General features: G+C 63.5%; 19 protein-coding genes and 3 pseudogenes. 10 read left to right on the top strand and 12 right to left on the bottom strand.

Annotation, left to right across the window (positions count from 1 at the left end):
- Nucleotides 1–55: 55 nt before the first annotated feature.
- Nucleotides 56–1,561, bottom strand: coding sequence for a DHA2 family efflux MFS transporter permease subunit (locus AC5Y4T_RS19510; RefSeq protein ID WP_499954940.1), 1,506 nt, complete (start codon nucleotides 1,559–1,561; stop codon nucleotides 56–58).
- 26 nt (nucleotides 1,562–1,587) lie between these two features.
- Nucleotides 1,588–2,526: a methionyl-tRNA formyltransferase gene (locus tag AC5Y4T_RS19515; protein ID WP_023870507.1), complete on the bottom strand. Its 939-nt coding sequence runs from the start codon at nucleotides 2,524–2,526 to the stop codon at nucleotides 1,588–1,590.
- A 387-nt stretch (nucleotides 2,527–2,913) separates the two neighbouring features.
- Between AC5Y4T_RS19515 and AC5Y4T_RS19520 the strand changes: the two are divergent.
- The 3 genes and pseudogenes from AC5Y4T_RS19520 to AC5Y4T_RS19530 form a co-directional block, all read left to right on the top strand.
- A pseudogene (locus AC5Y4T_RS19520) lies at nucleotides 2,914–2,994 on the top strand (hypothetical protein); the annotation flags it as partial.
- A 95-nt stretch (nucleotides 2,995–3,089) separates the two neighbouring features.
- Nucleotides 3,090–3,188 (top strand): hypothetical protein, encoded by a 99-nt coding sequence (locus AC5Y4T_RS19525; RefSeq protein ID WP_157744829.1) that lies wholly within the window; start codon nucleotides 3,090–3,092, stop codon nucleotides 3,186–3,188.
- The gene (locus tag AC5Y4T_RS19530) at nucleotides 3,166–3,318 is read left to right on the top strand and encodes a hypothetical protein (protein WP_023870505.1); all 153 of its coding nucleotides are present in this window, start codon (nucleotides 3,166–3,168) and stop codon (nucleotides 3,316–3,318) included. The genes AC5Y4T_RS19525 and AC5Y4T_RS19530 overlap by 23 nt, the downstream gene beginning before the upstream one ends.
- Before the next feature lie 173 nt (nucleotides 3,319–3,491).
- Here the strand turns inward: AC5Y4T_RS19530 and AC5Y4T_RS19535 are convergent, their stop codons facing one another.
- Together AC5Y4T_RS19535 and AC5Y4T_RS19540 are read right to left on the bottom strand one after the other, a co-directional pair.
- The gene (locus AC5Y4T_RS19535) at nucleotides 3,492–4,124 is read right to left on the bottom strand and encodes a DUF305 domain-containing protein (RefSeq protein WP_031354494.1); all 633 of its coding nucleotides are present in this window, start codon (nucleotides 4,122–4,124) and stop codon (nucleotides 3,492–3,494) included.
- 84 nt (nucleotides 4,125–4,208) lie between these two features.
- Nucleotides 4,209–4,469, bottom strand: a complete 261-nt coding sequence (locus tag AC5Y4T_RS19540) for a hypothetical protein (protein ID WP_095663115.1) — start codon at nucleotides 4,467–4,469, stop codon at nucleotides 4,209–4,211.
- A gap of 350 nt (nucleotides 4,470–4,819) precedes the next feature.
- Between AC5Y4T_RS19540 and AC5Y4T_RS19545 the strand changes: the two genes are divergently transcribed.
- Both AC5Y4T_RS19545 and AC5Y4T_RS19550 read left to right on the top strand, forming a co-directional pair.
- Nucleotides 4,820–5,146, top strand: a complete 327-nt coding sequence (locus AC5Y4T_RS19545) for a four-helix bundle copper-binding protein (RefSeq protein WP_464515760.1) — start codon at nucleotides 4,820–4,822, stop codon at nucleotides 5,144–5,146.
- 728 nt (nucleotides 5,147–5,874) lie between these two features.
- The gene (locus tag AC5Y4T_RS19550) at nucleotides 5,875–7,104 is read left to right on the top strand and encodes a L,D-transpeptidase (protein WP_023870503.1); all 1,230 of its coding nucleotides are present in this window, start codon (nucleotides 5,875–5,877) and stop codon (nucleotides 7,102–7,104) included.
- A gap of 489 nt (nucleotides 7,105–7,593) precedes the next feature.
- On the opposite strand, the gene AC5Y4T_RS19555 is transcribed toward AC5Y4T_RS19550, so the two are convergent.
- A complete protein-coding gene (locus AC5Y4T_RS19555) occupies nucleotides 7,594–8,964 on the bottom strand; it encodes a PPE family protein, SVP subgroup (protein WP_031354493.1) in 1,371 nt (456 codons plus the stop codon).
- 401 nt (nucleotides 8,965–9,365) lie between these two features.
- Here AC5Y4T_RS19555 and AC5Y4T_RS19560 point away from each other — a divergent pair, with 401 nt between their 5' ends.
- Entirely contained in the window at nucleotides 9,366–10,133 is a 768-nt protein-coding gene (locus AC5Y4T_RS19560) for a YoaK family protein (RefSeq protein ID WP_374107874.1), read from the top strand.
- A gap of 998 nt (nucleotides 10,134–11,131) precedes the next feature.
- Here AC5Y4T_RS19560 and ricR read toward each other — a convergent pair.
- From ricR to csoR, 4 genes are all read right to left on the bottom strand, one after another.
- Nucleotides 11,132–11,422 (bottom strand): copper-sensing transcriptional repressor RicR, encoded by a 291-nt coding sequence (gene ricR, locus AC5Y4T_RS19565; RefSeq protein ID WP_033724624.1) that lies wholly within the window; start codon nucleotides 11,420–11,422, stop codon nucleotides 11,132–11,134.
- Nucleotides 11,423–11,740: 318 nt separating this feature from the next.
- Complete coding sequence (locus AC5Y4T_RS19570; protein WP_095663210.1) at nucleotides 11,741–14,092, bottom strand: copper-translocating P-type ATPase; 2,352 nt, start codon at nucleotides 14,090–14,092, stop codon at nucleotides 11,741–11,743.
- A 55-nt stretch (nucleotides 14,093–14,147) separates the two neighbouring features.
- The gene (locus tag AC5Y4T_RS19575) at nucleotides 14,148–14,441 is read right to left on the bottom strand and encodes a DUF1490 family protein (protein WP_095663211.1); all 294 of its coding nucleotides are present in this window, start codon (nucleotides 14,439–14,441) and stop codon (nucleotides 14,148–14,150) included.
- A gap of 85 nt (nucleotides 14,442–14,526) precedes the next feature.
- Nucleotides 14,527–14,886: a copper-sensing transcriptional repressor CsoR gene (gene csoR / locus AC5Y4T_RS19580; RefSeq protein WP_023870499.1), complete on the bottom strand. Its 360-nt coding sequence runs from the start codon at nucleotides 14,884–14,886 to the stop codon at nucleotides 14,527–14,529.
- A gap of 116 nt (nucleotides 14,887–15,002) precedes the next feature.
- On the opposite strand from csoR, the gene AC5Y4T_RS19585 reads away from it, so the two are divergent.
- Entirely contained in the window at nucleotides 15,003–15,758 is a 756-nt protein-coding gene (locus AC5Y4T_RS19585; protein ID WP_023870498.1) for a DUF2182 domain-containing protein, read from the top strand.
- Between the two features lie 212 nt (nucleotides 15,759–15,970).
- Here AC5Y4T_RS19585 and AC5Y4T_RS19590 read toward each other — a convergent pair.
- The 3 genes and pseudogenes from AC5Y4T_RS19590 to AC5Y4T_RS19600 all read right to left on the bottom strand — a co-directional run.
- Nucleotides 15,971–16,264: pseudogene (locus AC5Y4T_RS19590) on the bottom strand (MerR family DNA-binding protein); the annotation flags it as partial.
- Nucleotides 16,265–16,427: 163 nt separating this feature from the next.
- On the bottom strand, nucleotides 16,428–17,945 hold the full coding sequence (locus tag AC5Y4T_RS19595; protein ID WP_023870497.1) for a multicopper oxidase family protein: 1,518 nt from the start codon (nucleotides 17,943–17,945) through the stop codon (nucleotides 16,428–16,430).
- A 702-nt stretch (nucleotides 17,946–18,647) separates the two neighbouring features.
- Nucleotides 18,648–18,968, bottom strand: coding sequence for a metal-sensitive transcriptional regulator (locus tag AC5Y4T_RS19600; RefSeq protein ID WP_023870496.1), 321 nt, complete (start codon nucleotides 18,966–18,968; stop codon nucleotides 18,648–18,650).
- Between the two features lie 273 nt (nucleotides 18,969–19,241).
- Here AC5Y4T_RS19600 and lpqS point away from each other — a divergent pair, with 273 nt between their 5' ends.
- From lpqS to AC5Y4T_RS19615, 3 genes and pseudogenes are all read left to right on the top strand, one after another.
- Nucleotides 19,242–19,772: a putative copper homeostasis (lipo)protein LpqS gene (gene lpqS, locus AC5Y4T_RS19605; RefSeq protein WP_232525776.1), complete on the top strand. Its 531-nt coding sequence runs from the start codon at nucleotides 19,242–19,244 to the stop codon at nucleotides 19,770–19,772.
- Between the two features lie 248 nt (nucleotides 19,773–20,020).
- A complete protein-coding gene (locus AC5Y4T_RS19610) occupies nucleotides 20,021–21,121 on the top strand; it encodes a PLP-dependent cysteine synthase family protein (protein ID WP_023870495.1) in 1,101 nt (366 codons plus the stop codon).
- 178 nt (nucleotides 21,122–21,299) lie between these two features.
- Nucleotides 21,300–21,461 (top strand): annotated as a pseudogene (locus AC5Y4T_RS19615) (anti-sigma factor family protein); the annotation flags it as partial.
- Nucleotides 21,462–21,478 lie beyond the last annotated feature (17 nt).

Below are 21,478 nucleotides of genomic sequence, written 5' to 3' on the forward strand. Positions count from 1 at the left end.
CGCTCGGGCGCTCGTAAGGTTGGTCTCGTTGAGCCGGGCTACCAGCTCCCGGCCATCAAATGGATTGTGCTGCATCATATTTCCCGGAGGTTGTGGCCGGCAGGAACGCCGCGGCGATGATCGCGATCGCCGCCACTGCGGCGGCAGCCGCAAAGACCAGCGTGTAGGCGTGGACGAGGTGGCCGGACGCGGTGCCGGTGTCTTCGTGGATGAGTTGATTCGTCAACAGCACCGTCATCAGAGCGGCCCCGACCGCGCCGCCCAGCTGATTGTTGACGCTGCGCAGCGTGGCGCCGCGGGCGATCTGATGCGGCGCCAACGGCTGCACGCAGGCCGCGGAGAGAGGCGTTGCGACACAGCCCATTCCCATGCCCATGAGCAGCAGGCCGGCCATCAGCATCGGTGCATAGTCTGCGTGCCGGGCGACTCCGATGGTGAAGATGCCCAATCCCGCTGCGATCAGCGGGAAGCCAGCGAGGACGATCTTGCCCGGCCCGCGCCTGTCCATGATTATTCCGGCCACGGGTGTGGTCACAATGACGCCCACCCCCATGGCGATCAAGTGCATCCCGGCCTGCATCGGCGTCTGGTGCAGCGCCACCTGGAAATAGCTTGGGACAAGCAACGAGATTCCGACATAGGTGGCCGCGAAGATCAGCAATGTCAGGTTGGCCTGCCTGACCATGCGGTTCTTCAACAGGCGCAGGTCGATCAGTGGGGCATCCGTCCGACGCCAGGCGTGAACGGCGAAGGCGGCGATCAATGCCAGGCCGGCGATCGCGGGAAGCAGCACATGGTGGTCGGTTAGCGTGCGGCGCCCGGGGAGGGATGACATCCCGGCCAGCAAGGCCGCCATGCCGGGTGACAGCAGCAGCATGCCGGTGACGTCGAGAGTTTCCCACGGCGCGGAGCGGTCCTTCGGAAACATCAGCGCCGCGACCGCCAGGGCGGCTAGCCCGATCGGCAGGTTGATCAGGAAAATCCACTCCCAGCCGCAGGTGTCGATCAACCATCCACCCAGGATCGGCCCGCCAAGCGGTCCGAGCAGGAACGGAGCTGCCCCTATCGCGACGAGGCGGCCGAGGCGCTTGGGACCCGACTCCCGGGTCAAGATCACGAAGCACAGCGGTGTCATGATGCCGCTGCCGATCCCTTGGAGCACACGGAACCCGATGAGCTGCACGATGTTTGGGGCGATTGTGCACAGCAGGGAGGCCAGCGTGAACACCAGGACGCCGCCCATGAAGAGGCGTTTGGTGCCGGATCGGTCCGCGGCCCAGCCGGTTACGGGGACGACGGCGGCGAACGCCAGCATGTAGCCGGTCATGGTCCACGAGACGATGGCCGCAGTGGAGCCGAATTCGGTGACGAAGGTTCGTTGAGCGACGGCGACCGCGGTGCCGTCCAGGTTTCCCATCATGCTGGCCAGGCCGCATACCGCGCCGATCCAGAGCAATCTGCCGTCGATCTTGTCCGGGTAGGCGGGGGCACTGATGTCCGATTGCGCGGCGGGAACGGCAGATATCGGTGCGGCAGTGGTGGCCGAAGATGCGTTGTCCATCAAAGTCTTTCAGAAAGGGCAACGACTCATGGCCGGCTGGTGAGGTAACCGCCTCGCCGGAAGAACTTTTCGCCGCCACACTCGACCCCGTCCGCGGAGCGGACGCGGGTGATCACCAGGCCGCGATTGTTGCCCCGATGCGAGTCGGGCCCGCAGACCACCGCGCCGCCCTCCTCCTGGACGATCACCCGCCCCGGTGTACCGCCGTAACCGGCGTCGGAGACGCGCGCCTCGAGGACCTCGACCCGCTCACCGCGGTAAAAGCTGAAGGCGCGGGGATAGGGGTCGGACAGCGCGCGCACGAACCGCTCCAGGTCCTCGGCCGCCCAACTCCAGTCGATCAAACTGTCCCGCTCCGAACGCTTGTGGAAGTATGTCCGCTCGGCCTTGTTCTGCGGCCGCCAGGCCGCGGTGCCGGACTCCAGCGCACCCAGCGCCTCGGCCAGCACGCCCGGGATCAGATCCATGCCGCGCAGCACCAGTTCGGTGCCGGTGTCGTCGGGGCCGATCGGCACCGAACGCTGGACGAGGATGTCCCCGGTGTCCAGGCCGTCGTCCATCCGGTGCACCGTCAGCCCGAACTCGGACTCACCGCTGATCAACGCCCACAGCACGGGCGAAAACCCGGTGAATCTCGGCAACAGCGAGTCGTGGAAATTCAGGGTTCCGTGCGGCGGCAGGTTGTACAGCTCCGCCGGCATCCGGTAGTACCAACTGTTGACGACGATGACATCGGGGTCGGCGCGCTTGACCAGGTCGATGGTTTCGGCGTCGACCGTCTCGGTGAGATGCAGGGGGATGCCGTGGTCTCGCGCGAGTTCTTCGACCGGCGCCGACCAGATCGCCTTGTACGATTCCTCGCTGGACGGGTGGGTGACGGCCAGCACGACATTTTGCTCCATCTCGATCATCGCCTGCAGAGTCTTGTACCCCCAGGACTGGAACCCGAAGAACACCGCGCGCATATGCAACCCCTCTCACTCTTCGCCATCGGCGGCCTAGGGCTGTGCTCCTGCTGAGCACCACCCCCAAACAAACCAGATTACGGTAGCCTTACCTAACTTATGCGCCTAGGGTGGGGTGTCTAGCGTCCGATAAGGAGCCAACTAGCAAACCGCGGAGTTGCCGGGTCCGCCTCGCAGTAGTCGCCGGTACGTAATCCGGTGTGGCAACACTTTTCATCCCGGATGCCGACGCTCGAATCCGTAACGCGAACCCGACTCTGAGTATCAGGCAGCCGGCCACGATCGACGTCCTGTGGCCAATCCGATCGGCCAGCGTGCCGTCGGCGAACATGCCATCGTCGCTTCTGCATTTCCGTCGCGACACAGGGCGCGGCCAAAGTGGTGAAGATGGAAACACGGTCGAACACGCAGACTGATCTGCCGTTCACCGGCCTCAATCATCCGGATGGTGTGGCGGTGAACGCCGCTGGAACCGTCTGCGTCACCGACTCCGACAACGACGGGGTGGTGAAGTTGCATTCCGGGTCGAGCACCCCGATCGTGCTGCCCTTCACGGGCTCACATTGCCCTCGGGTATCGCTGTCGACACCACCGGCGCTGTCTACGTCACCGACCACGAGAGCGGCAAGGTGGTGAAGCTTGATCCGGGTCGAGCAACTTGAGGTGCTGCCGTTCACCGGCAACCATCCCGTAGCCGTGGCGGTGAACACCACCGTCGAGGAATACTCGTCGCCGGCAACGGCACCGGCAAAGTGGTCGAGCTACCAGCCGGCTAACCGTTGGGACGCTTGAGCATCGACCACGCAGGCGTGTGACTCAGCGTGGACGGGTCACCGCCAAAGCCCACGGCGGCAACATCGCCGTCGCTAGCGCGGCGGTCCTTGGCGCGGCATTCACGATCATCCCTGTCGGTGCACAACCACCCGGTTGGCGAGGGCTGGTGACATCTCGCCATTGGCCGCCGCCTACAGCGTTGACAGGATGTTTTGCATCGTGGTGATTTCCTGCTGCTGACTGGTCACGATCGAACGCGCCATAGCGATAGCCGGTGGAAATTGACCGGCGTTAATTTCGTTTTGCGCCATCGTGATCGCGCCCTGATGGTGCTGGGTCATCTGCTGCAGGAACAACTTGCTGGCATCGACCCCCTGGGCGTTCTGCAACGCGGTCATGTCGCTCGGCGACATCATCCCCGGCATCATTTGCGAACCGGGTGTCATGCTCTCTCTGGGCATCGGCAGCATGCTGCTATCGGGCATGGTGCTTTTGCCCGGCATCATCGGCATAGTGGGCATGCGCCACTGGCTCAGCCACGACTGCATCTGCTGAATCTCGGGCGCCTGCGCCGCCTTGACCTGTCTGGCCACGTCCGCTACCCGAGCGTCGATCCCTTGCTTCGCCAGTACCGCGTCACTCATCTGGATGGCCTGCTGGTGGTGCTGGATCATCTGCTGGGCAAACGTCACGTCGGTCTGGTTGTGTGCTTGCTCTGCAGGCGCCGACGTGGGCGACGTCGTTTGGTTGGCTTGACTACCAGAATTGCTACATGCGGTCAGCGTCGCGAGCGCGACCAGCGTCGTGACGGCGGCTACCGCCATTCTCATTTTAGCCACTGGATTCCTTTCTTCGACGTGAATTCTGAGCCGCCTGGGACTGCAGTCCTTCATTGCTGGTCACATCGTTCAGACACTTGCCCAGCAGGAGAGGCCAGGGCGGAGGGCCGCGGTTGCGCCAAGCAAGGCTTCCCGGCTTTGATATGGCTTAATCCATGGGCTGACGACCATTCGATGAAGAAGCTTGGCCGCGACGGCGTCCGGCAGTGCTGCACCGTCGACGAGTGACATCGATTTCTCATACGCCGCTATCTCGCCGACTTCCTCAAGAATCGCCCTCTCGCAGTGACCGCAAATCATGCCGGTAACCTGCTCGTCGCTCTGGGACACCGCAACTCCTCTCTGCCAATCCTGGGGTCGCGTATCGGGAGCACCCAGACACCCTATACCGGGAGGGGGTTCCAAAGCGTCGGCCGACGAACATCAGGCGCCCGTGCCCAGCCCCAAGCCAAGCGCCGGACCGTGGGGTGGCTGGCCGTCTCAGGATAAGGCGCTCGGCTCCGTTGGGTGGCAACGTCGGTAGCCGACGGCGGCGCAAATCCTTGTGCACGAATCCTCGCGCGGCCTAAGCTGCAACTATTGGGTCATGGTGGGCGCGTCAGCCCGGGCCGCGGCGGGCTTCGTCACGCCCATTACGGGGGCACAGGTAAGGCAGAAATGAGGCGATGATGGCGACGGCGATGGTGGACAAGCGAAATCAGGCGTGTCTGGACGCGTGCGCCGAATGTCAGCAGGCATGTGAGGCATGCAATTACAACTGTTGCATCACCGATGCTCACATGGCGGAGTGTGCCCGGTTGTGCCAAGACTGCGCAACTGTATGCGCGGCCTGCGTTACTCTGCTGGCTCGCGGCTCGAGATGGGCCGCTCAAATCTGTGCGGTATGCGCGGAGACTTGCGATGCCTGCGCAGCAGGGTGTGAGAAGCACGACACTGATTACTGCCGCGACTGCGCGCGGGCGTGCCGTCAATGCGCGGAGCAGTGCCGTGCCATGGCGTCCGCTTAAGGCCTTCACACGTGGGAACGAGTATCCGGCTAGCCCTATGTCGCGTCCCTGCCCTCTCTGCCCAAACGATGATATCTGCTTCGCTGTCTGTCGCCGCCTGTACTTGAGACTATTGGCTGCGGATGGCCCGGCGTAAACGAGGGGGCGCGCGTCGGTTGTTGTCGATGACGTTTTTGTCTTGTGGAGGATAAGCCGACGCCTGGTGGGGTGGATGAAGCGCTCCTGAAGACGGCTGTATATCCGGTGCCGGTATTGAGCACACAAGACAACGCCGTTGCGCCGGCCACCGCGTCGGTAAGGAGACAGGCGATTGCTGCCACCTGAAAGACGCTCAGCAGCAACATTATCGGGCGTCGGCCCTGTATGGATAGGCATATGACGGGGAGCCAAAGGTGGTCCCTGTGCAGGGGAAGGCTAGAAGCGTGGGCGGTGGCCGGACCGGGCCATATTCGCACGGATTCAGACATTGGTGCTGGTGATACAACGAGTTGCAACATGCTATACCCTGAAGGGGTATGAGGCGGGAATCCATGGAGCGATGCGGTGAAGCGGTGGTTGGGCACTTCCGTAGCTTCGACCGGCTCAGCTTCAATGTTCACGATCAACCCTAGTCGAACGTGGGCTTATAGCTGCTGATGCAGTACCTGGCTGTAGCCTGCGCGCCGCGCCGGTGACAACGAATGTGGGAAGGACAAAGGCGTCTCGTGTCTATTGATCGACGGACTCGCATGAGCCTCATCGCGGTCGCCGTGATCAGTGTCATGGTGATGGCCGTGGTGGCGGTGGTGGTGATCGGGCGAGGCGATGACCACAACGGTGCGCTTCCCACCGAGTCGGCCCCCCGCCGTGAAACGCCCGCGACCGTCACCGTCACCCCGGACCCCAACGCCGTGAACGTCGACCCGCTGGGCGCTGTCACGGTGAGCGCCGCCAACGGCACCACCCTGACCGACGTGCAGATGATCAACGATCAGGACAAGCCGATCCCGGGTGCCATGACCCCCGACCGCCTCGTGTGGAAGCCCGGCGTAGCGCTTGGCTACGGCCGCAGCTACACCATCACTGTGGTCAGTCGGGGGCCGACGGGAACTCCCGCTTCACAGATGTACCGGTTCACCACGCTCACACCCAGTAATCAGGCTTCGGTGTCGCTGACCACCACCTCGGGTGCGGTGCTGCACGACCGCGGCACCTACGGGGTCGGCACGGTCATCGTCGCCCACTTCGACGAACCCATCATCGATCGCACGGCCACGCAGCGCCGACTGACTGTGACGACGGCTCCGCCCGTCGAAGGATCCTGGTATTGGGTTGATGACCAGAACGCCCATTGGCGCCCTAAGCACTACTACCCGGCGGGCACGAAAATCAGCGTGGCAGCCAACATCTACGGCGCGCCGCTGGGCAACGGATTGTACGGCCAAGAGGACCAACAGACGTCGTTCACCATCGGTGACGCCCATGTGTCTATCGCCGACGACAACACCAAGCAGGTCAACGTTTACAACAACGGCGTTCTGGTGCGCACCATGCCCACCTCGATGGGCATGGGCGGAACGGAAACCATCGGCGGCCAGACCCTGACGTTTTGGACCCCGCCAGGTGTCTACACCGTGATGGATAAGTCCAATCCGGTCGTGATGGATTCGTCTACCTATGGCCTGCCCGTCAACTCCCACCTCGGCTACCGCGAGACCATCAACTACGCCACCCGCATCAGCCCCGACGGCATCTATCTTCACCAACTCGACAGCACAGTGTGGGCCCAGGGCAACACCGATACTTCCCATGGCTGTCTAAACCTCAACGGCGACAACGCCAAATGGTTCTTCGGCTTTTCCCAACCAGGCGACATCGTCGAGATCCGCAACACCGGGGGCCCGTCACTGTCGTTGCAGAACAACGGTGACTGGAGTGTGCCTTGGGCGCAATGGCAGGCCGGAAGCGCCCTAGCCTGACCCGGCCCCGACCTTCCCCCGGATCGATCATGCATGGCAGACGGGCAGCGTGGGTCGGGCTCGACGACTTCAGACCTTTCTCTTGCGCTGTTTCTTTGTGGACGAACGAAACCGATCAGTTCCTGTCTTGCTTAGGTTCGATGTGGCTTCCGACGGCCCGGAAGTTGGTATGACGTGTGATTGGCACGGCGTGGTCGGCCAAGCGTTCGCAGTAGCGTCGAGCAGCGTGACCTCCATGGTGGCACGGCAATACCGTGATTCCGCGGCTGGTCATCAACGCGCTGAACGGATGGCGGTGGGATCGTCCGTGGCGTCGTCGTGACCCACTCGGGCGGCCTAGCGATCGCCGAAATGCCCAACGTCGTTGGCACGCTTAGGCTCCTTGCATTCTGGCGGATGCAACGCATCGCACCCGCCACCACCGCCGTTTCGGACATCCCCCAGACCGCGGCCACGCTTGTCTCAGATAGGACGACAACAGACACCTGGTCAGCTCGGAAGCAGGCGCTTTTTCTGCTCTTCGAATTCCTGCTGGGTCAAGATTCCTGCGTCGCGCAGCGATGTCAGTTCGCGAAGCTCGGCGGTGATGCTCGCGATTGAGTCCTCCGGTGAAACCTGCGCCGCGGTTGCCTGCTCGCCAATCTCGTTTTTCTGGTGCTTATTTGGGTCGCGCGAGTTCTTCACCGTTTCGGTCTTGCTTCGCTCCCGATCCAGGGCGCCGATTCCGGCCAACGCGCGACCGGCCATGCTCGCCACCGCCATCTCGCCGAACAGGCTGCGGGCGCCACTCGGCGCGGCCGCGGCCGCGGCGCCGACGCTGGTGGCCGGCAAGGCCAAAGCGGCCGGCCGTATCGCCGCCGGGGCCGCAACCGTCCACCCCGGTGGCACCGACAAGCCTCCAACAGTGTTCGCCTCGGCCAGACCCGCCGACGCCAACGATCCGCCGGCTGGGTTCGTGATGACCGGGAACGGCGATGGCGGCACCGCGCCCGTCCCCGGCCAGGGCTGCACCCCGGCCCAGCCGCTGACGATGTCATCGGTGTGGAAACCAGTCAGCGCACCGGCGATGTCGAACGGAAGAGCGATCGCGGCCGACGGTGACGCGATTCCAAGTCCCGCGACGCTGGCCGGCGCGTTCAGGAAGATCGCGATGAGATCGCTCTCTAGGCCCAACAGGTCCGTCGCCGAAGATGGGTCGACGGCCGCTGGCGTCACCGCGGCTCTGGTCAACGTGTTGGGCACCGTGGAAAACGATTGCTGGGCCACGGCATTGCGCATGCGTCCGGCGGCGGTGCCGGTTACCCGGGTCATCGCCTGGGATTGGCCGGCCTCCGAATTCGTCATCTCATCCGGTTGGGCGAAGGGCGTCAGCCGTGTCGCTGCGGCCGCAGAACCCGCGTAGCCGAACATGGCCGCGGTGTCGCGCGCCCACATCTCGGCATACTCGGTCTCGGTGGTGGCGATCGCCGGCGTGTTCTGCCCGAGGAAGTTGGTCGTGACGAGGTTCGCCAGCAGGGTGCGGTTGGCGGTAATCACCGGCGGTGGCACCGTCTCGGCGAATGCCGTCTCGTAGGCGAAGGCCGCGGCCCGGGCGTTGGTGGCGGCTTCTTCGGCCTGGGCGCCGGTGGTCCGCATCCACTCCAGATAGGGCGCGATCGCCGCGGTCATGGCGGCCGCCGACGGGCCAACCCACGGACCTGAGGTCAGGGCGATGATCTCCGCCTGGTACGAGTTCGCCGCCGACTGCAGCGCGGCCGCCAATTCGTCCCATGCCATGGCGGCGGCCAGCATCGGTCCAGAGCCCGGACCGGCGTACATCCGCGCGGAGTTAACCTCCGGCGGTAGTACTGCGAAATCCATGTCGTGCCCCTTCGATTGCTTTCGTGGCCGCGAGGATATTGCCGGCCGGTTGCTGGCTTAGCGCGCACACCGACGGCTCGATAGGTTGTCGGCAGTCCCGGGGACAGGCTCACACCATTGCAAGTGCTCCCACTTTAGCGAACACCGCAAAATTGTTGCGGTGAGTCATCGATAAATTACCGGGAATAGCCAAACATACAGGCCCACAACAACATCCATCCGCAGCAGCGCATCCAGACTGAGTAGTGAAGTGGAGCTCGCTAGCTGCCTGAGCTGGGGGCCGCACCGATCGGCACACGGTCCCCGTCGCACAATAGCAAGCCTTCACAGCACTTTCCGTGCGCTGAACGGACATGTACGCACGTTAGAATTTCCTCTTGTACCGCCGAGGACGGAAGAAGATGATGCGACAGACACGTACCAGACGCTGGTTGCCACCACAGGGACTGTTGGTTGGCTACAGCGGGCTGCTCGCCTCGGTTGCTGGTTACGTCAACGCGGTAGCCATTCTGGTGTTGGCGTTTCCGGTGGGTAATCTGACCGGTGTCACCACCGAATTAGGCATGGATACAGCCAACCCGTGGCTGTATGAGGGCCATGTGCTCGCCGCGATTCTATCGGGATTTTTGGCCGGTACCACGGCGGCTGGCGCAATCCTCGCGGCTAGTCAAGCCCAGACAGGTACGCGGCATGCAGCCGTCCTGATCGCAGAAGCCGGATTGCTTCTTTTTGCAGCCGTCGGAGTGGAGAATGCCGCCGTTAAGGCGCAGATTTCCGCGGTCGGGATTCATTCCGCCGTCGTTCAGGCGCTGTTCGCCGCCGCCGCCCTTGGACTGCAAAATGGTTTGACCTCAAGCATTCGCGGGATGTCTATCCGTACGACCCATTTCACTGGCACTGTCACCGACCTCGGGCTAATGCTCGGCCGTAGCCGACGGCACGGAATCGACAAATGGAAAGCCGCCGTCTTGACAGCGACATTAGTGCTGTTTCTTATAGGCGGCGTAGCCGGGCTGCTGATCGGCAATCGACTTGGCGGGTATGCACTGGTGGTGCCAGCGGCGACCTGCCTAGTCGTCGCAGTCGCTAGCGTGCTGCATAGTCGCGGGCGGCGTCGCAGATCGCTCGTTCTCACGGAGCGCGAACCGATCCAGGCGAACTCCGGATGACGGCTGCTGGGCGAACTACGCTTGTGAACGCCCCATAGTCTTTTGTGGCGGATGTCGGCGGTCCTCGGCTTGGTGAAAACAGACAAACGCCTGGTCTGCTGCTGCCGTTGCCGAGGGCGCCGGGGCACCCTCCTGCTCTAGATGGTCGAGGCATTGCCTGCAGCGCGTCTAGCGGTTACAGCCGGGTCATCGCTGATTCCGCACCTTGCGTCCGCAGCCGGACGCGCGATTCACCCGTGAGACAACGGGATTCGGGATCGCGGCCCGGTTGCGAGGACTGCGACACCGATCTTGTGCATCGGCGAGTTGACTGCCGCGCCGTGCCAACACCAACATGCCCAGACCGGATCCGGCTGGGAGTTTGACCGAGATTACTGAAGCCGTCGGATAGTGGGTTGCTGATGAGAAAGACCGTCTTGGATTCCTTCGAGGATCGGGTCAGGGTCAGCATGGCTGAGCCCCGCGGGCAACTGGCAGGAACAACTGAGATTGCTGAACGGGCTCGGGTCAGCGCGGGCGGTCGTTGCGAGTCCACTAACAGCTAAGGTTACGACAACACTGAACAGGATGTTTGCCATCATGTGGAGTGGCCGCACTAGCAGTGCAAGCCGCGTCCGAATGGATTTGCCACGGACCCGGACGGTGGGTTTAGAGCGGCAGCGGCAAGCTGCTTCCATGGCTAAACATTACCCCGGTAGGGTAGGTAGATCAACGTGGGCCAAGCGTATGTTTGTCGCAGGGCAATGCGGTGCCGGGTCTGCACCCTGAGCCGAAGTCCGGGGGAGAGGCTGTGCAATCTGATGATCGCGGATCAGCGGTTATAGGGCGGCCAGAGGTGGGCGGGCGCAGCGACAAGCGGAGAGGGGGCTTTTGGGGCGTATGTGTTGGGCGACGTCGCCGACACTTCGTCCTGGGAGGAGCGTGCGCCGAACATCCGGTAGCGGCACAGGTATCGCAGCGTGGCTACGCCTCGCGGTCACCTGTGTCTATCGCGGTAGTCAGGAGCGAACGAGGCGCGCGATAGCGGCGGAGGCTTCGGCCAGCTTCGCGTCGGCCTCGTCGCCGCCCTGAGCGAGTGCTTGGCTTACGCAGTGGTCAAGGTGGTCGTCGAGCAGGTTTAGCGCCACAGACCTTAAACCGCTGCTGGCTGCGCTGATTTGAGTGAGAACGTCGATGCAATACTTGTCGTCGTCGATCATCTTGGCGATGCCGCGAATCTGGCCCTCGATTCGGTGCAGTCGCTTGGCATAGTTGTCCTTATGCGCTACATATCCGTGAGTGGTTTGCACTGGGCCTCCGAGCAACTTCGTCATTGGGTCGTGTGCCGCGTGGTGACGGGTGGGTCGGCCACCAAGACCTCGATCATACCGGTCGGGGGTACATGACGTCGATTTCATCGGATGTATAGGCCTAACTGTCTGTCCGGCGGTGGGGACGCAATCGTTTTCGGAATCACCGAGGCATGGGCCGGGGTTGTTTGGTTGCCGATGGGACATCGCCGGAGCAATTGGCGGCATCGCCAAAGGCCGAAATAGCTTTTGCCGCAGCCTAATCTGCGGGCAGGAGCATTTTCTGTGTTTGTTCCTGACGATGACTGAGCGAGGCAGTTACTGACTCATTGCAGCTTGAGGGCTAGAGGTGACGGCCTGGTGGGTGTCGCGGCCGAAGTTGCGTAGCCGCAGCGAGTTGGTCACCACGCTTACCGAGGACAATCCCATTGCGGCGCCGGCGATGACGGGGTTGAGCAAGCCGAGTGCGGCAAGAGGGATCGCGGCGGTGTTGTAACCGAAGGCCCAGCCGAGATTTTGATAGATCGTGCGCAGGGTCTGCCGAGACAGCTCGATCGCCTGCACGACACCATCGAGGCGTCCGGACATCAACGTGATGTCGGAGGCCTCGATGGCCACGTCGGTGCCGGTTCCGATCGCGATGCCCAAATCGGCTTGCACCAGGGCGGGTGCGTCGTTGACGCCGTCGCCCACCATGGCAACCACCCGGCCCTCGTCCTGCAGTGCCCGGATCGCGGTGACTTTGTCTTCGGGTAACACCTCGGCCACTACTCGGTCAATGCCGACCTGCGCGGCGATCGCGGCCGCGGTGCGCGCGTTATCGCCGGTGATCATGACAACGTGGAGCCCCATGGCGTGCAGCTGCCGGATCACCGTGGCCGCATCATCTTTGACCGTATCGGCCACCGCGAGCACACCCACGACCTGACCATCGCGGCCGACGAATACCGCGGTGCGGCCCTGTTCTTCGAGTCCTGTGGCCGCCGCGGCAAGGTGCTCGGGCAGCTCCAGATTGTGCTCGTCGACGAGCTTGCGCCGTCCGACCATTACGGGGCGGCCGTCGACGTCGGCCCGTACCCCGTGACCGGCGAGGTTGGCGAACTCTGTGGCGTGCGGGATTTTAAGTCCGTGCTCGCGTGCGCTGGCGACGATGGCCGCGCCGATGGGGTGTTCGGAGCCCGACTCCACTGCGGCCGCGAGCCGCAGCACCAGATTTGGCTGACGGCGCTTGCCGGCGATCACGTCGGTGAGCCGCATCTGGGCGCGGGTGAGAGTGCCGGTCTTGTCGAACACCACGGTGTCGATCTTTTTGGACGCTTCCAGTACCTCGCCGCCCTTGACCAGGATTCCCATATCGGCCCCCCGGCCGGTGCCCACGGTGATTGCGGTGGGGGTGGCCAGCCCCAGCGCACACGGGCAGGCGATGATCAACACCGCCACCGACGCGGTCATGCCCGCGATCGGGTTGGCGGCCAACAGCGTCCAGCTGGCAAACGTTGCGGCGGCAACCCCGACGACGGCCGGCACGAACACTGCTGAAACCCGGTCGGCCAGCCGCTGCACGGGGGCCTTGCCGCCTTGTGCTTGCTCAACGAGGCGCACGATGTGAGCGAGCGCGGTATCGGAGCCGACGGCGGTGGCGCGTATGGTCAGCACGCCGTTGACGTTGACGGTGGCCCCGGCGACGTGGTCGCCTACCGTTTTCTCGACCGGGATGGACTCGCCGGTCAGCATCGACTCATCGACGGCGGCGCGCCCATCGGTGACCTCACCGTCGACGGGGATCTGCTGCCCCGGCCGTACCCGCACCAGGTCTCCGACTTGCACCTGATCCACCGCGACGAGCAGCTCCTGGTCGTCCACGAGCAGCACGGCTTCTTTGGCGCCCATCTCCAGCAGCTTGCTGATCGCCTCTGATGCCTTGCCAGTAGCTCTGGCCTCGAAGTAGCGGCCCAACACCACGAACGCGATGATCAACGCGGCGGTGTCGAAAAACAGTGGGCCGCCAGCGAACAACTCATAGGTGGAGTAGAGGAACGCGGTCAGTGTGCCCAGCGCGATCAGCGTGTCCATATTCGCCGTCCGTGCCCGCGCCTGCTGCACGGCCCCCTTGAGAAAGGGCCAGCCGGCGATGAATTGCACCGGTAGCGTCGCGGCGAAAGCCAACCACCCCGCCCACGGGTAGGCGCCGAACAGCATCGGCGACGCCATCGCCAGTAGCCCTAGCGGCATGGCCAGCCATAGTCGTCGCAGCCACGTTCGGCGCTGACGCTGGTTCTGCTCACGCGGCGACAGTTGGCCACACGTGGCCGGTCCTGACCCGCAGCCACCGCTGCTCTCGACCTCCGGCGCGGGAGATTGCATGGCGCGGCGGACGCCAAACAGCGCCAGCCCGATCCCGCTGGCAATTCTTCGCACCACACCGATGTGGCGGGCATCAGCCGAGCGCGGGGCACGCGCAGGTATCGACACGGCAGGGATGTGTTCCGCATCGGCGATCGCCGCCAATACTGCTGCGGTGTCGCAGCTTTCGCGCGAATACAAGATCACCACCGAGGCGGTGCGCGGGTAGGCATACACCGCCTCCACGCCGCTCACCTTGCTAGTAGTCTCCTCGATCGCGACGGCCCGGGCCGCGTCGACGCGAAACCCCGTGACATGCACACGCATTCGCCCCGACGCGTTGGAGACGACCTTCAGCGCGAGATCGCCATCGGCGATAGTGTCAGTGGTCATCGGGGTGGCCCGAGTCAGCCGCCACCAGTGTGACGTCGTCCCCGAGGCGTTCTTTGGCCTCGGCGATCACGTCTGCGGCGGTCAGTCTGGCCCGCTCGGCACTCTCGCCCGCCTTTCGCTCGGCCTCGCGGCCAACGCGGATGCCCCAGGCGGTCACGGCCACTGTCGCAGAGCGCAACGGTATCTTGGCCGCGCCTTTGCGTAGCGCCTCGTAGGCGGCGACCCCTACCGCGCCGGTGACCACAGTGGGCACCGCCTTGGCCATAAACCCATGCAACGCCAACATCTTCCACGCTCCCTCTGATCTCGTCGCCCCGCTATGCGGTGGCGTGTGCTAGTTACTGACCGTTACCACACATCGGGGTTCGTTACTCGCGGCTGCCCACGGTCGCGGGTTCTTTATCGTTAGGCTCGCCGACGGCGGCACCGCCGAGCTGGGCCTGCGGGCCGGTCAGTGCCGGGGTGAACTTGACGGCGTCAATCAGTTCTTCGATGGCCGGTTGCCCACGGCCACCCAGCACCGCCGAGGAAAAACACGTCTCCAAGTGGTTGTGCAACATCACCCGGTTTGCCCGCTCCAGCGAAGACTGCACGGCTGAGATCTGCTTCATCACATCCACGCAGTACGCGTCGGATTCCAGCATCCGGATGATCCCGTCGAGGTGCCCCCGAGCCGTCTTGAGCCGATTCAACGCCGCGTGCTTTTTCGCCGTCAATTCCTCGCCCATACCTGTCACCACTCCCAAATCAACGCCGGTTCCAGCCATCATATCCCACCCCACCCCGGGTGGGTAGTGTTTAGATCGTGGTCGTATCGTGGGCGCTACCGAAGGGAGCGGGTGAAGTGGACAACGGCCGCAGTCACGGACGTACGAGGACTGATATTTGGTTACCGGCGCTGCTGCTGGGTTTAGCGGGTGTGGGCTGGTGGTGGTCGGTGGTCAGCGCGGCGGGCATGCGTGGCGACGCGATGCCGATGGATACGCAATCCACGATGTCGCTAGCCGCGTTCCTCATTGCGTGGGTGGCCATGATGGCGGCGATGATGCTTCCCGCGGTTTTACCCGTGGTCGGCCGCTATGCCCGCACGGCCGGAGGCAACGCCGCTGCAGCGATCGTCTTCGTCGTCGGCTACCTGGCCGTGTGGACCGTGGTGGGCATCCCGGCGTTTGTGGCATCGACTCATCTCAACCCGGTGCTACACACCTGTCCGTGGGTCGGCCGCATCGCCGGCGCGGTCGCGGTGGTCGCGGGGCTGCATCAGCTCACACCACTCAAGGCGACGTGTCTGCGTCACTGCCACCGGTCCATGTCGTTGTCTGTCAGGCCAGGCGACCACCTCAGCAGTGCACCTGGGGCAATGCTTGCCGGAGGCCGCTATGGCATCTACTGTCTGGGTTCCTGTTGGATGCTTATGGGGGTTTTGATCGCTTTTGGCACAATGCAATTGGCGTGGATGCTGGCGCTATCGGTCGTCATCTGGCTGGAAAAAGTCGCGCCCTTCGGCGATCATATAAGGCGCGCGACAGCGGCAATACTCGTCGTCCTCGGCCTCGCGTTACTGGTGCACCCGACGTTCGTCACCCATCTCGTCTCATAAAGACGGCCGCGGACTTGGTCAAGTACTGTGGTCGCGGCTTTGAGCTCGTTTCATCGCGAAGCGGTTGCGTATCCCGCGATCCCGTCTCCCGCGGCTTTATCAGGGCCCGGACCCAATGGCGCCCGTTCGGCTGCAGTCGAATAGCTCAAGAAATCAACGGCATTGCGAGGCCTGCGGACCGGTACCGATTGTCGCATCGCGGATGGGCGTGCTCGATGCTTGTCGCCGACATCCAGGTCGCTCTCCAAGATCCAGCACACCGTGGAATGGTCGTGTTCGGTGGGCTCGGCCTGTGAGGCGTGGCCGAGAAGGGTCTGCAAATGGCTTTCGCGCGCAATGAGTTCGGCGAACTGCGCGCGGACTTGGAACAGGCCTGCGTTGAGGCCATGTCGGACGTTCCCGCACGGCGCTGCGGTCGTCGATCGCCGGGATTTGTCGCACCGTCTATAAGGTCAGCCCGACCGATTGGCCGCGATGGATGAACGAAGCCGATCCACGACCCGGGGCCATCGTCGCTTCCTTGCGATGGCCGGGACAAGACGATAGCGAGAAACTCACGGCAAATTGTCGACAGACCGCGGCGTTCCGACGCGTTGCGCGTGGCAGGTCGGCTCATTGGAGAACCGCTGGCACCGATGGGACTATGCGGCATGCTGCGAGTGCGACTTTCTAGGTGGTGAAGGCGGTGTAGTTGAGGCTGGTCATCATGCCGGCTTCTTGGTGATAGGCGTTGTGGCAGTGAATCATCCAGATGCCCGGGTTGTCGGCAACCAGGACAGCGCTGACCTTCTGGCGGGGCAACACGTTGACGGTGTCCTTTCTCGCACCTAGGCTGCCGTCCGGTTTGATCACCTGGAACGTGTGGCCGTGCAGATGCATGGGGTGATACATCATCGTGGAGTTGGTGAAGGTCAGGGTGGCCCGCTGTCCTTGTTTGATGGTCGGCGCCGGGCTATTCGGATAGGACTTGCCGTTGATGGACCAGTCGTATTTTGTCATCGACCCGGTGAGTTCGAGAGCCAGATCGACGTCCGTCTTGGTTGACCCCAAGCTGGCTGCCGGCGTAGCGGCGAACATATCGACGACACCCACCCGCCGGTTGAGTTCGGGCGGCTGGAAGTTGACCTCAGGTGCGGTGCCGGCGCCGGTGGACAGCAAGGCTCGCCCAGCCGGTGCCTTTTTCCCTTCCGGCACGGCGACCAACGGGAAGACTCCGTCGCCGGCGGTGACGATGACGTCGTAGCGTTCGGCCATCCCCAGCAGCAAAGCGTCCACGTCGGTCGGGACGACCGGAAAACCGTCGGTGTGCGTGACCGTCATAACGTGCCCGCCCAAGGCAACCCGAAAGGCGGTGTCGGCACCGACATTGATGAACCGGATGCGGATCCGCTGGCCCGGCTTGGCCGCGAATGAGGTTGGCGCCGTGGGGACGCGCCCGTTGACCAGATAGTACGGGTAGTCGACGTCGCCAGAGTCTCTGCCAAGCAGGTTGCTGGATCCGACCGGGTTCATTCCGGGCATCGCACCCATGCCGGGCATCTCGGCAGGCATGGATTGGCTTTTGAGTGCATCGTAAATCTGTTGGGGACTCTTGCTGATCCCGTCCGTCCAGTCGTCGAGGACCACGATCCATTCAGCGTCGTAGTTGGCCGGCTCGGCGGGGTCGTCGATGATGACCGGCAGATAAAGCCCGTAATCGGCTTCCAAGCCGACGTGTGGGTGTGCCCAGTAGGTGCCGGGATGGGGGGAGGTGAATCGGTAGGTGAAGTCGCTATTGGCAGCGATATTCGGGGTGGCGGGGAAAACACCGTCCATGTCATTGCGCAAGGCGATGCCATGCCAGTGTACTGAGGTAGGGCGGTCGAGCCGGTTCTTGACGGTGACGGCGAGCTCATCGCCAACGTTGGCGCGGATCAGTGGACCGGGGAGCGCGTCCCCGTACGCCCACGACCGCGCGAGCGGGCCGCCCAGGTCAATGGTTGCCGGTTGCGGTGTGAGCGTGGCGGTCACCGTGCGTCCAGTATGTGGCCGCGCCTTCTCGGCGGCAGCGATGGCCTGCTCGAGCTTGGATGCGGGATCAGTCGACCTCCCGCACCCGGCCAGCATCACACCCACGCCGCCGGCCATCGTGGCGGAAATGAACGTCCGCCGATTCAGCTGCAGGTCATTCCACGCTGGTCTAGGCATCCAAGTCCTTTCATCGATAAGGCGCAATGATTTACTGGGCCCCAACCAGCATACCTACACCCGGTAGCCGTATATTGCCGCTGCGCTTGTAAGATCACTTCCGCTGCGCGAAACGACTTTCGGCCACCACGATGCGGCAAACGCACGCGGACCTACGCTTCAATGCGGGGCGCCTTGCGGGCGACGCCGACATCGATCGGCGTGAGCGCGGAGTGCTTGCCGAAACACCAGACTTCTACCACCGCTTCATCAGCTTTACGGACGCTTGACTATCCAGCCTCAGGGTCCCGTGCGTAGCTCTCACGTCAACTAAAAGATTGCCTGCAACGTGGAATGCTTCCGACGTTGCAGGCTTGGGGAGGGAACCACGGCTATTGGGTGGCGGTTGCCGACCATCTCTGCTGCCGCACTCGCGGTGTTGCTGGCGTTGACCGCATGCAGCAGTGCAGGCAAACAGGCGGGTTCCAACACCACGTCTAGATTCCGCCTAAGAGTCAATATCCTTGCGCCGCAGATAATTCCATCCGCTTGCTTTCGAGTCGGTGGAAGCAGGATGATCGGCGACCGCCGACGATAGTGGGGAATTCGACGCTGTGCCCGTGGTATGGAGACGACCTGAGGGTCGTCTGGTACTTCCTTACCGATTACGCCGAATGCCGGTCAAAGCCGTCGTCGGTTCCCCATGGCGCGTGGTCATCATGATTACGAACGCACAAGTCGTGCGATGGCGTCGGAGGCTTCCTTGAGTTTGAGTTCTGCTTCGTCGTTGCCGAGCTGGGCGGCGTCAAGGACGCAATGCTTGAGGTGATCGTTGAGCAGGCCTAGGGCAACGGCTTGAGCGGCGCGGGTCAGTGCGCTCACTTGCGTGAGAATGTCGATGCAGTACTGATCATTTTCCACCATTCGTTGGACTCCGCGGACCTGACCTTCGATGCGCCGAAGCCGATCCAGGTAGCGGTCCTTATTGGAGATGTAGCCGTGCTGTTCTGACTCTGAGACTGGTCCTACCGGTTTCGTTGGCATAGTCGTGATTATCGCTTTCCTAATTCCCTGCGGGAGGATTTGCCGTCTAACGTTTCTCCGGCACGACGCCTCGGCGGGTCCGCACGGATCACGCGCCGCCTCTCAAGCGGGGAAGGGGTGTACGCCTGAGTGTAGGCTGCCGCGCCCTTTTGCAAGCCGGCTAACGTTATGGCCACGACTGATGAGGGTCCTTTACTCGATACCAGCGGGGGGTATAAACTCCAGTGCATGGATGTCCGGCGTGCGGTGTCGTGCTCACCGCCAGCATATGCCGTGAGCGGGTTCGCCCCGCTGGGCCGGACGCTTGTGGGCACGGTTGATAGCCACAATCTCGGCGTTCGACTCTTCGGGCCGGCAGCCGATGTGATCCAAAAACCCCAGCGTATAGCTCCGCCCACTGACACGAGGCGTCTGCGAATCCGCTCGGCCATCGTCGTGGCGGCCCTGATGTGGGCGCTGGTCACGGTGGGCATTCACGGTGGTGCGTTGTCGGCAGAACGCCATGCGGCACACGTAGCGCACCCGCTGCTGACGTCGCTGGGCGCCGAATTTGCGGTCAATGTCAATCACGCGCATCTTGTTGATGGGTCGCCACAATCGCACCATCCCGAGCAGTTCGCTACCGCCGTGCTGTCGCGATCGGACACCACATTGGTCGCGCTCGGGCTAGTAGCGGCGGTGCTCGCTATCACCGGTGTATTCGGCGGCATTGTGGTGCCGGCCGGGCGGGGCCCGCCGGGTGGGCTGGCTCCTGTTGTTACGGGTCGAGATCGGTTGACCCAGTTCTGCCTCGCTCGTCGCTGATTGGTCAGCGGCAGGCCGTTGTGCCCTTGGCGCAGATGGCCGGTGGCTGCTGCCTTTGACAAATTGCCGCGCCTTTGTGGCGGGCATGATGCTCAAGCGAGGATCACATGACTTCTGTCCTGTCCATCGACACCCTGCACGGCTCACGCGATCGCACCCCATGCCGGTATCCGGTTGCCCCCGATAGGTTTCGTTCCACCCCGCAAAAATGCCACCATGGCCCGGATCGCTATCGCCGGGTAGGCGCCATGGTCGGTAACACACCGGTGTTGTGGATCTCAGAGCCGTTCGGCAGCGGCGACCGCGGTTTTTGGGCGAAGCTCGAAGGTGCCAACCCTGGCGGTATGAAGGACCGCCCCGCGATGCACATGGTCGAACGCGCCCGACTGCGGGGCGAGCTCCTTCCTGGTTCCCGCATCGTCGAATCCACCAGCGGGACCTTGGGTTTGGGATTGGCGTTGGCGGGCATGGTGTACCGCCATCCAGTCACGTTGGTTACCGATCCTGGGATGGAGCCAATCATCCAGCACATGCTCGCCGCCTACGGGGCACAGGTGGATCTAGTTGCCGAACCCCATCCGATAGGTGGGTGGCAACAAGCACGCAAGGACCGCATCGTCGAATTGCTGGACGCCGAGCCCGACGCGTGGTGCCCGGATCAGTACAGCAACCCCGACAATGTCGACGCCTACCGGCCGCTGGCCTTGGAGCTGGCCGACCAAGTCGGCGATATCGATGTGCTGGTGTGTTCGGTGGGCACCGGTGGCCACTCAGCCGGGGTGGCCCGAGTGCTGCGTCAATACAACCCCGAGCTGCAGTTGATCGGCGTGGATACCATCGGATCGACCATCTTTGGGCAACCTGCGACCTCGCGGTTGATGCGCGGGCTGGGATCGAGTATCTACCCGCGCAACGTTGACTACGGTGCGTTCACCGAAGTGCACTGGGTCGCGCCGTCCGAGGCGGTGTGGGCGTGCCGCACGCTGGCCGCCACCCACTACACCAGCGGTGGTTGGAGCGTGGGGGCGGTGGCGTTGGTCGCCGGCTGGGCCGCGCGCACATATCCGCGCGGTACCCGCATCGCAGCCGTCTTTCCCGACGGGCCGCAACGCTATTTCGACACCATCTACAACGACGACTACTGCCGTCAGCACGGCCTGCTCGATGCGACCCCATCCAGCGGGCCTGAGCAGATCGCCACCCCGACCGACACCGTCGTTGAACGCTGGACCCGCTGCACCACCGTCGTCGATCCCACCACCATGACTCCGCACCTCACCGGAGATCAGCACTCGCATGCGCGGTTTCCCAGCGAGAAGGTCGGCGAAGACGAGAAGATTTCCGCATGAAGGCGGTCCGAAAATGAATCACCAACAACGAAGTACAACGATGCGCGCCGACCTTGTTGCGGATGCATCACGAGCTGCCAGTGCTGCGACAGCCGCTACGGGGAAGGGCAGTGACACGCCCTCGCCTTCCGCGCGGCGTGGCGGCCGGCCACCCGGAGACGGCAGTGACCACTGCGCGATGTGGGACGCCGCGTATGTGCTGGGGTCACTGTCTGCGAACGACCGCGACGAGTTTGAGGCGCACCTGGATGGTTGCGCATCGTGTCGGCAGGGCGTTGCCGAGCTCAGCGATATGCCCGCATTGCTGGGACTGCTGGACCGCGACGAGGTGGTCGCCATCAGCTAGGGCGTGCCCGA

The sequence above is a fragment of the Mycobacterium sp. NGS11 genome (genome assembly GCF_059813315.1).

What these genes read in the sequence shown, in the direction of transcription:
- csoR (WP_023870499.1), bottom strand. Translation starts at nt 14,886, where the DNA reads ATGGGCGAGGAATTGACGGCGAAAAAGCACGCGGCGTTGAATCGGCTC.
- AC5Y4T_RS19560 (WP_374107874.1), top strand. Translation starts at nt 9,366, where the DNA reads ATGATGCGACAGACACGTACCAGACGCTGGTTGCCACCACAGGGACTG.
- AC5Y4T_RS19610 (WP_023870495.1), top strand. Translation starts at nt 20,021, where the DNA reads ATGGTCGGTAACACACCGGTGTTGTGGATCTCAGAGCCGTTCGGCAGC.
- AC5Y4T_RS19555 (WP_031354493.1), bottom strand. Translation starts at nt 8,964, where the DNA reads ATGGATTTCGCAGTACTACCGCCGGAGGTTAACTCCGCGCGGATGTAC.
- AC5Y4T_RS19510 (WP_499954940.1), bottom strand. Translation starts at nt 1,561, where the DNA reads ATGGACAACGCATCTTCGGCCACCACTGCCGCACCGATATCTGCCGTT.
- AC5Y4T_RS19545 (WP_464515760.1), top strand. Translation starts at nt 4,820, where the DNA reads ATGGTGGACAAGCGAAATCAGGCGTGTCTGGACGCGTGCGCCGAATGT.
- AC5Y4T_RS19570 (WP_095663210.1), bottom strand. Translation starts at nt 14,092, where the DNA reads ATGCGTGTGCATGTCACGGGGTTTCGCGTCGACGCGGCCCGGGCCGTC.
- AC5Y4T_RS19515 (WP_023870507.1), bottom strand. Translation starts at nt 2,526, where the DNA reads ATGCGCGCGGTGTTCTTCGGGTTCCAGTCCTGGGGGTACAAGACTCTG.
- AC5Y4T_RS19535 (WP_031354494.1), bottom strand. Translation starts at nt 4,124, where the DNA reads ATGGCGGTAGCCGCCGTCACGACGCTGGTCGCGCTCGCGACGCTGACC.
- AC5Y4T_RS19600 (WP_023870496.1), bottom strand. Translation starts at nt 18,968, where the DNA reads ATGCCAACGAAACCGGTAGGACCAGTCTCAGAGTCAGAACAGCACGGC.
- AC5Y4T_RS19595 (WP_023870497.1), bottom strand. Translation starts at nt 17,945, where the DNA reads ATGCCTAGACCAGCGTGGAATGACCTGCAGCTGAATCGGCGGACGTTC.
- AC5Y4T_RS19550 (WP_023870503.1), top strand. Translation starts at nt 5,875, where the DNA reads ATGAGCCTCATCGCGGTCGCCGTGATCAGTGTCATGGTGATGGCCGTG.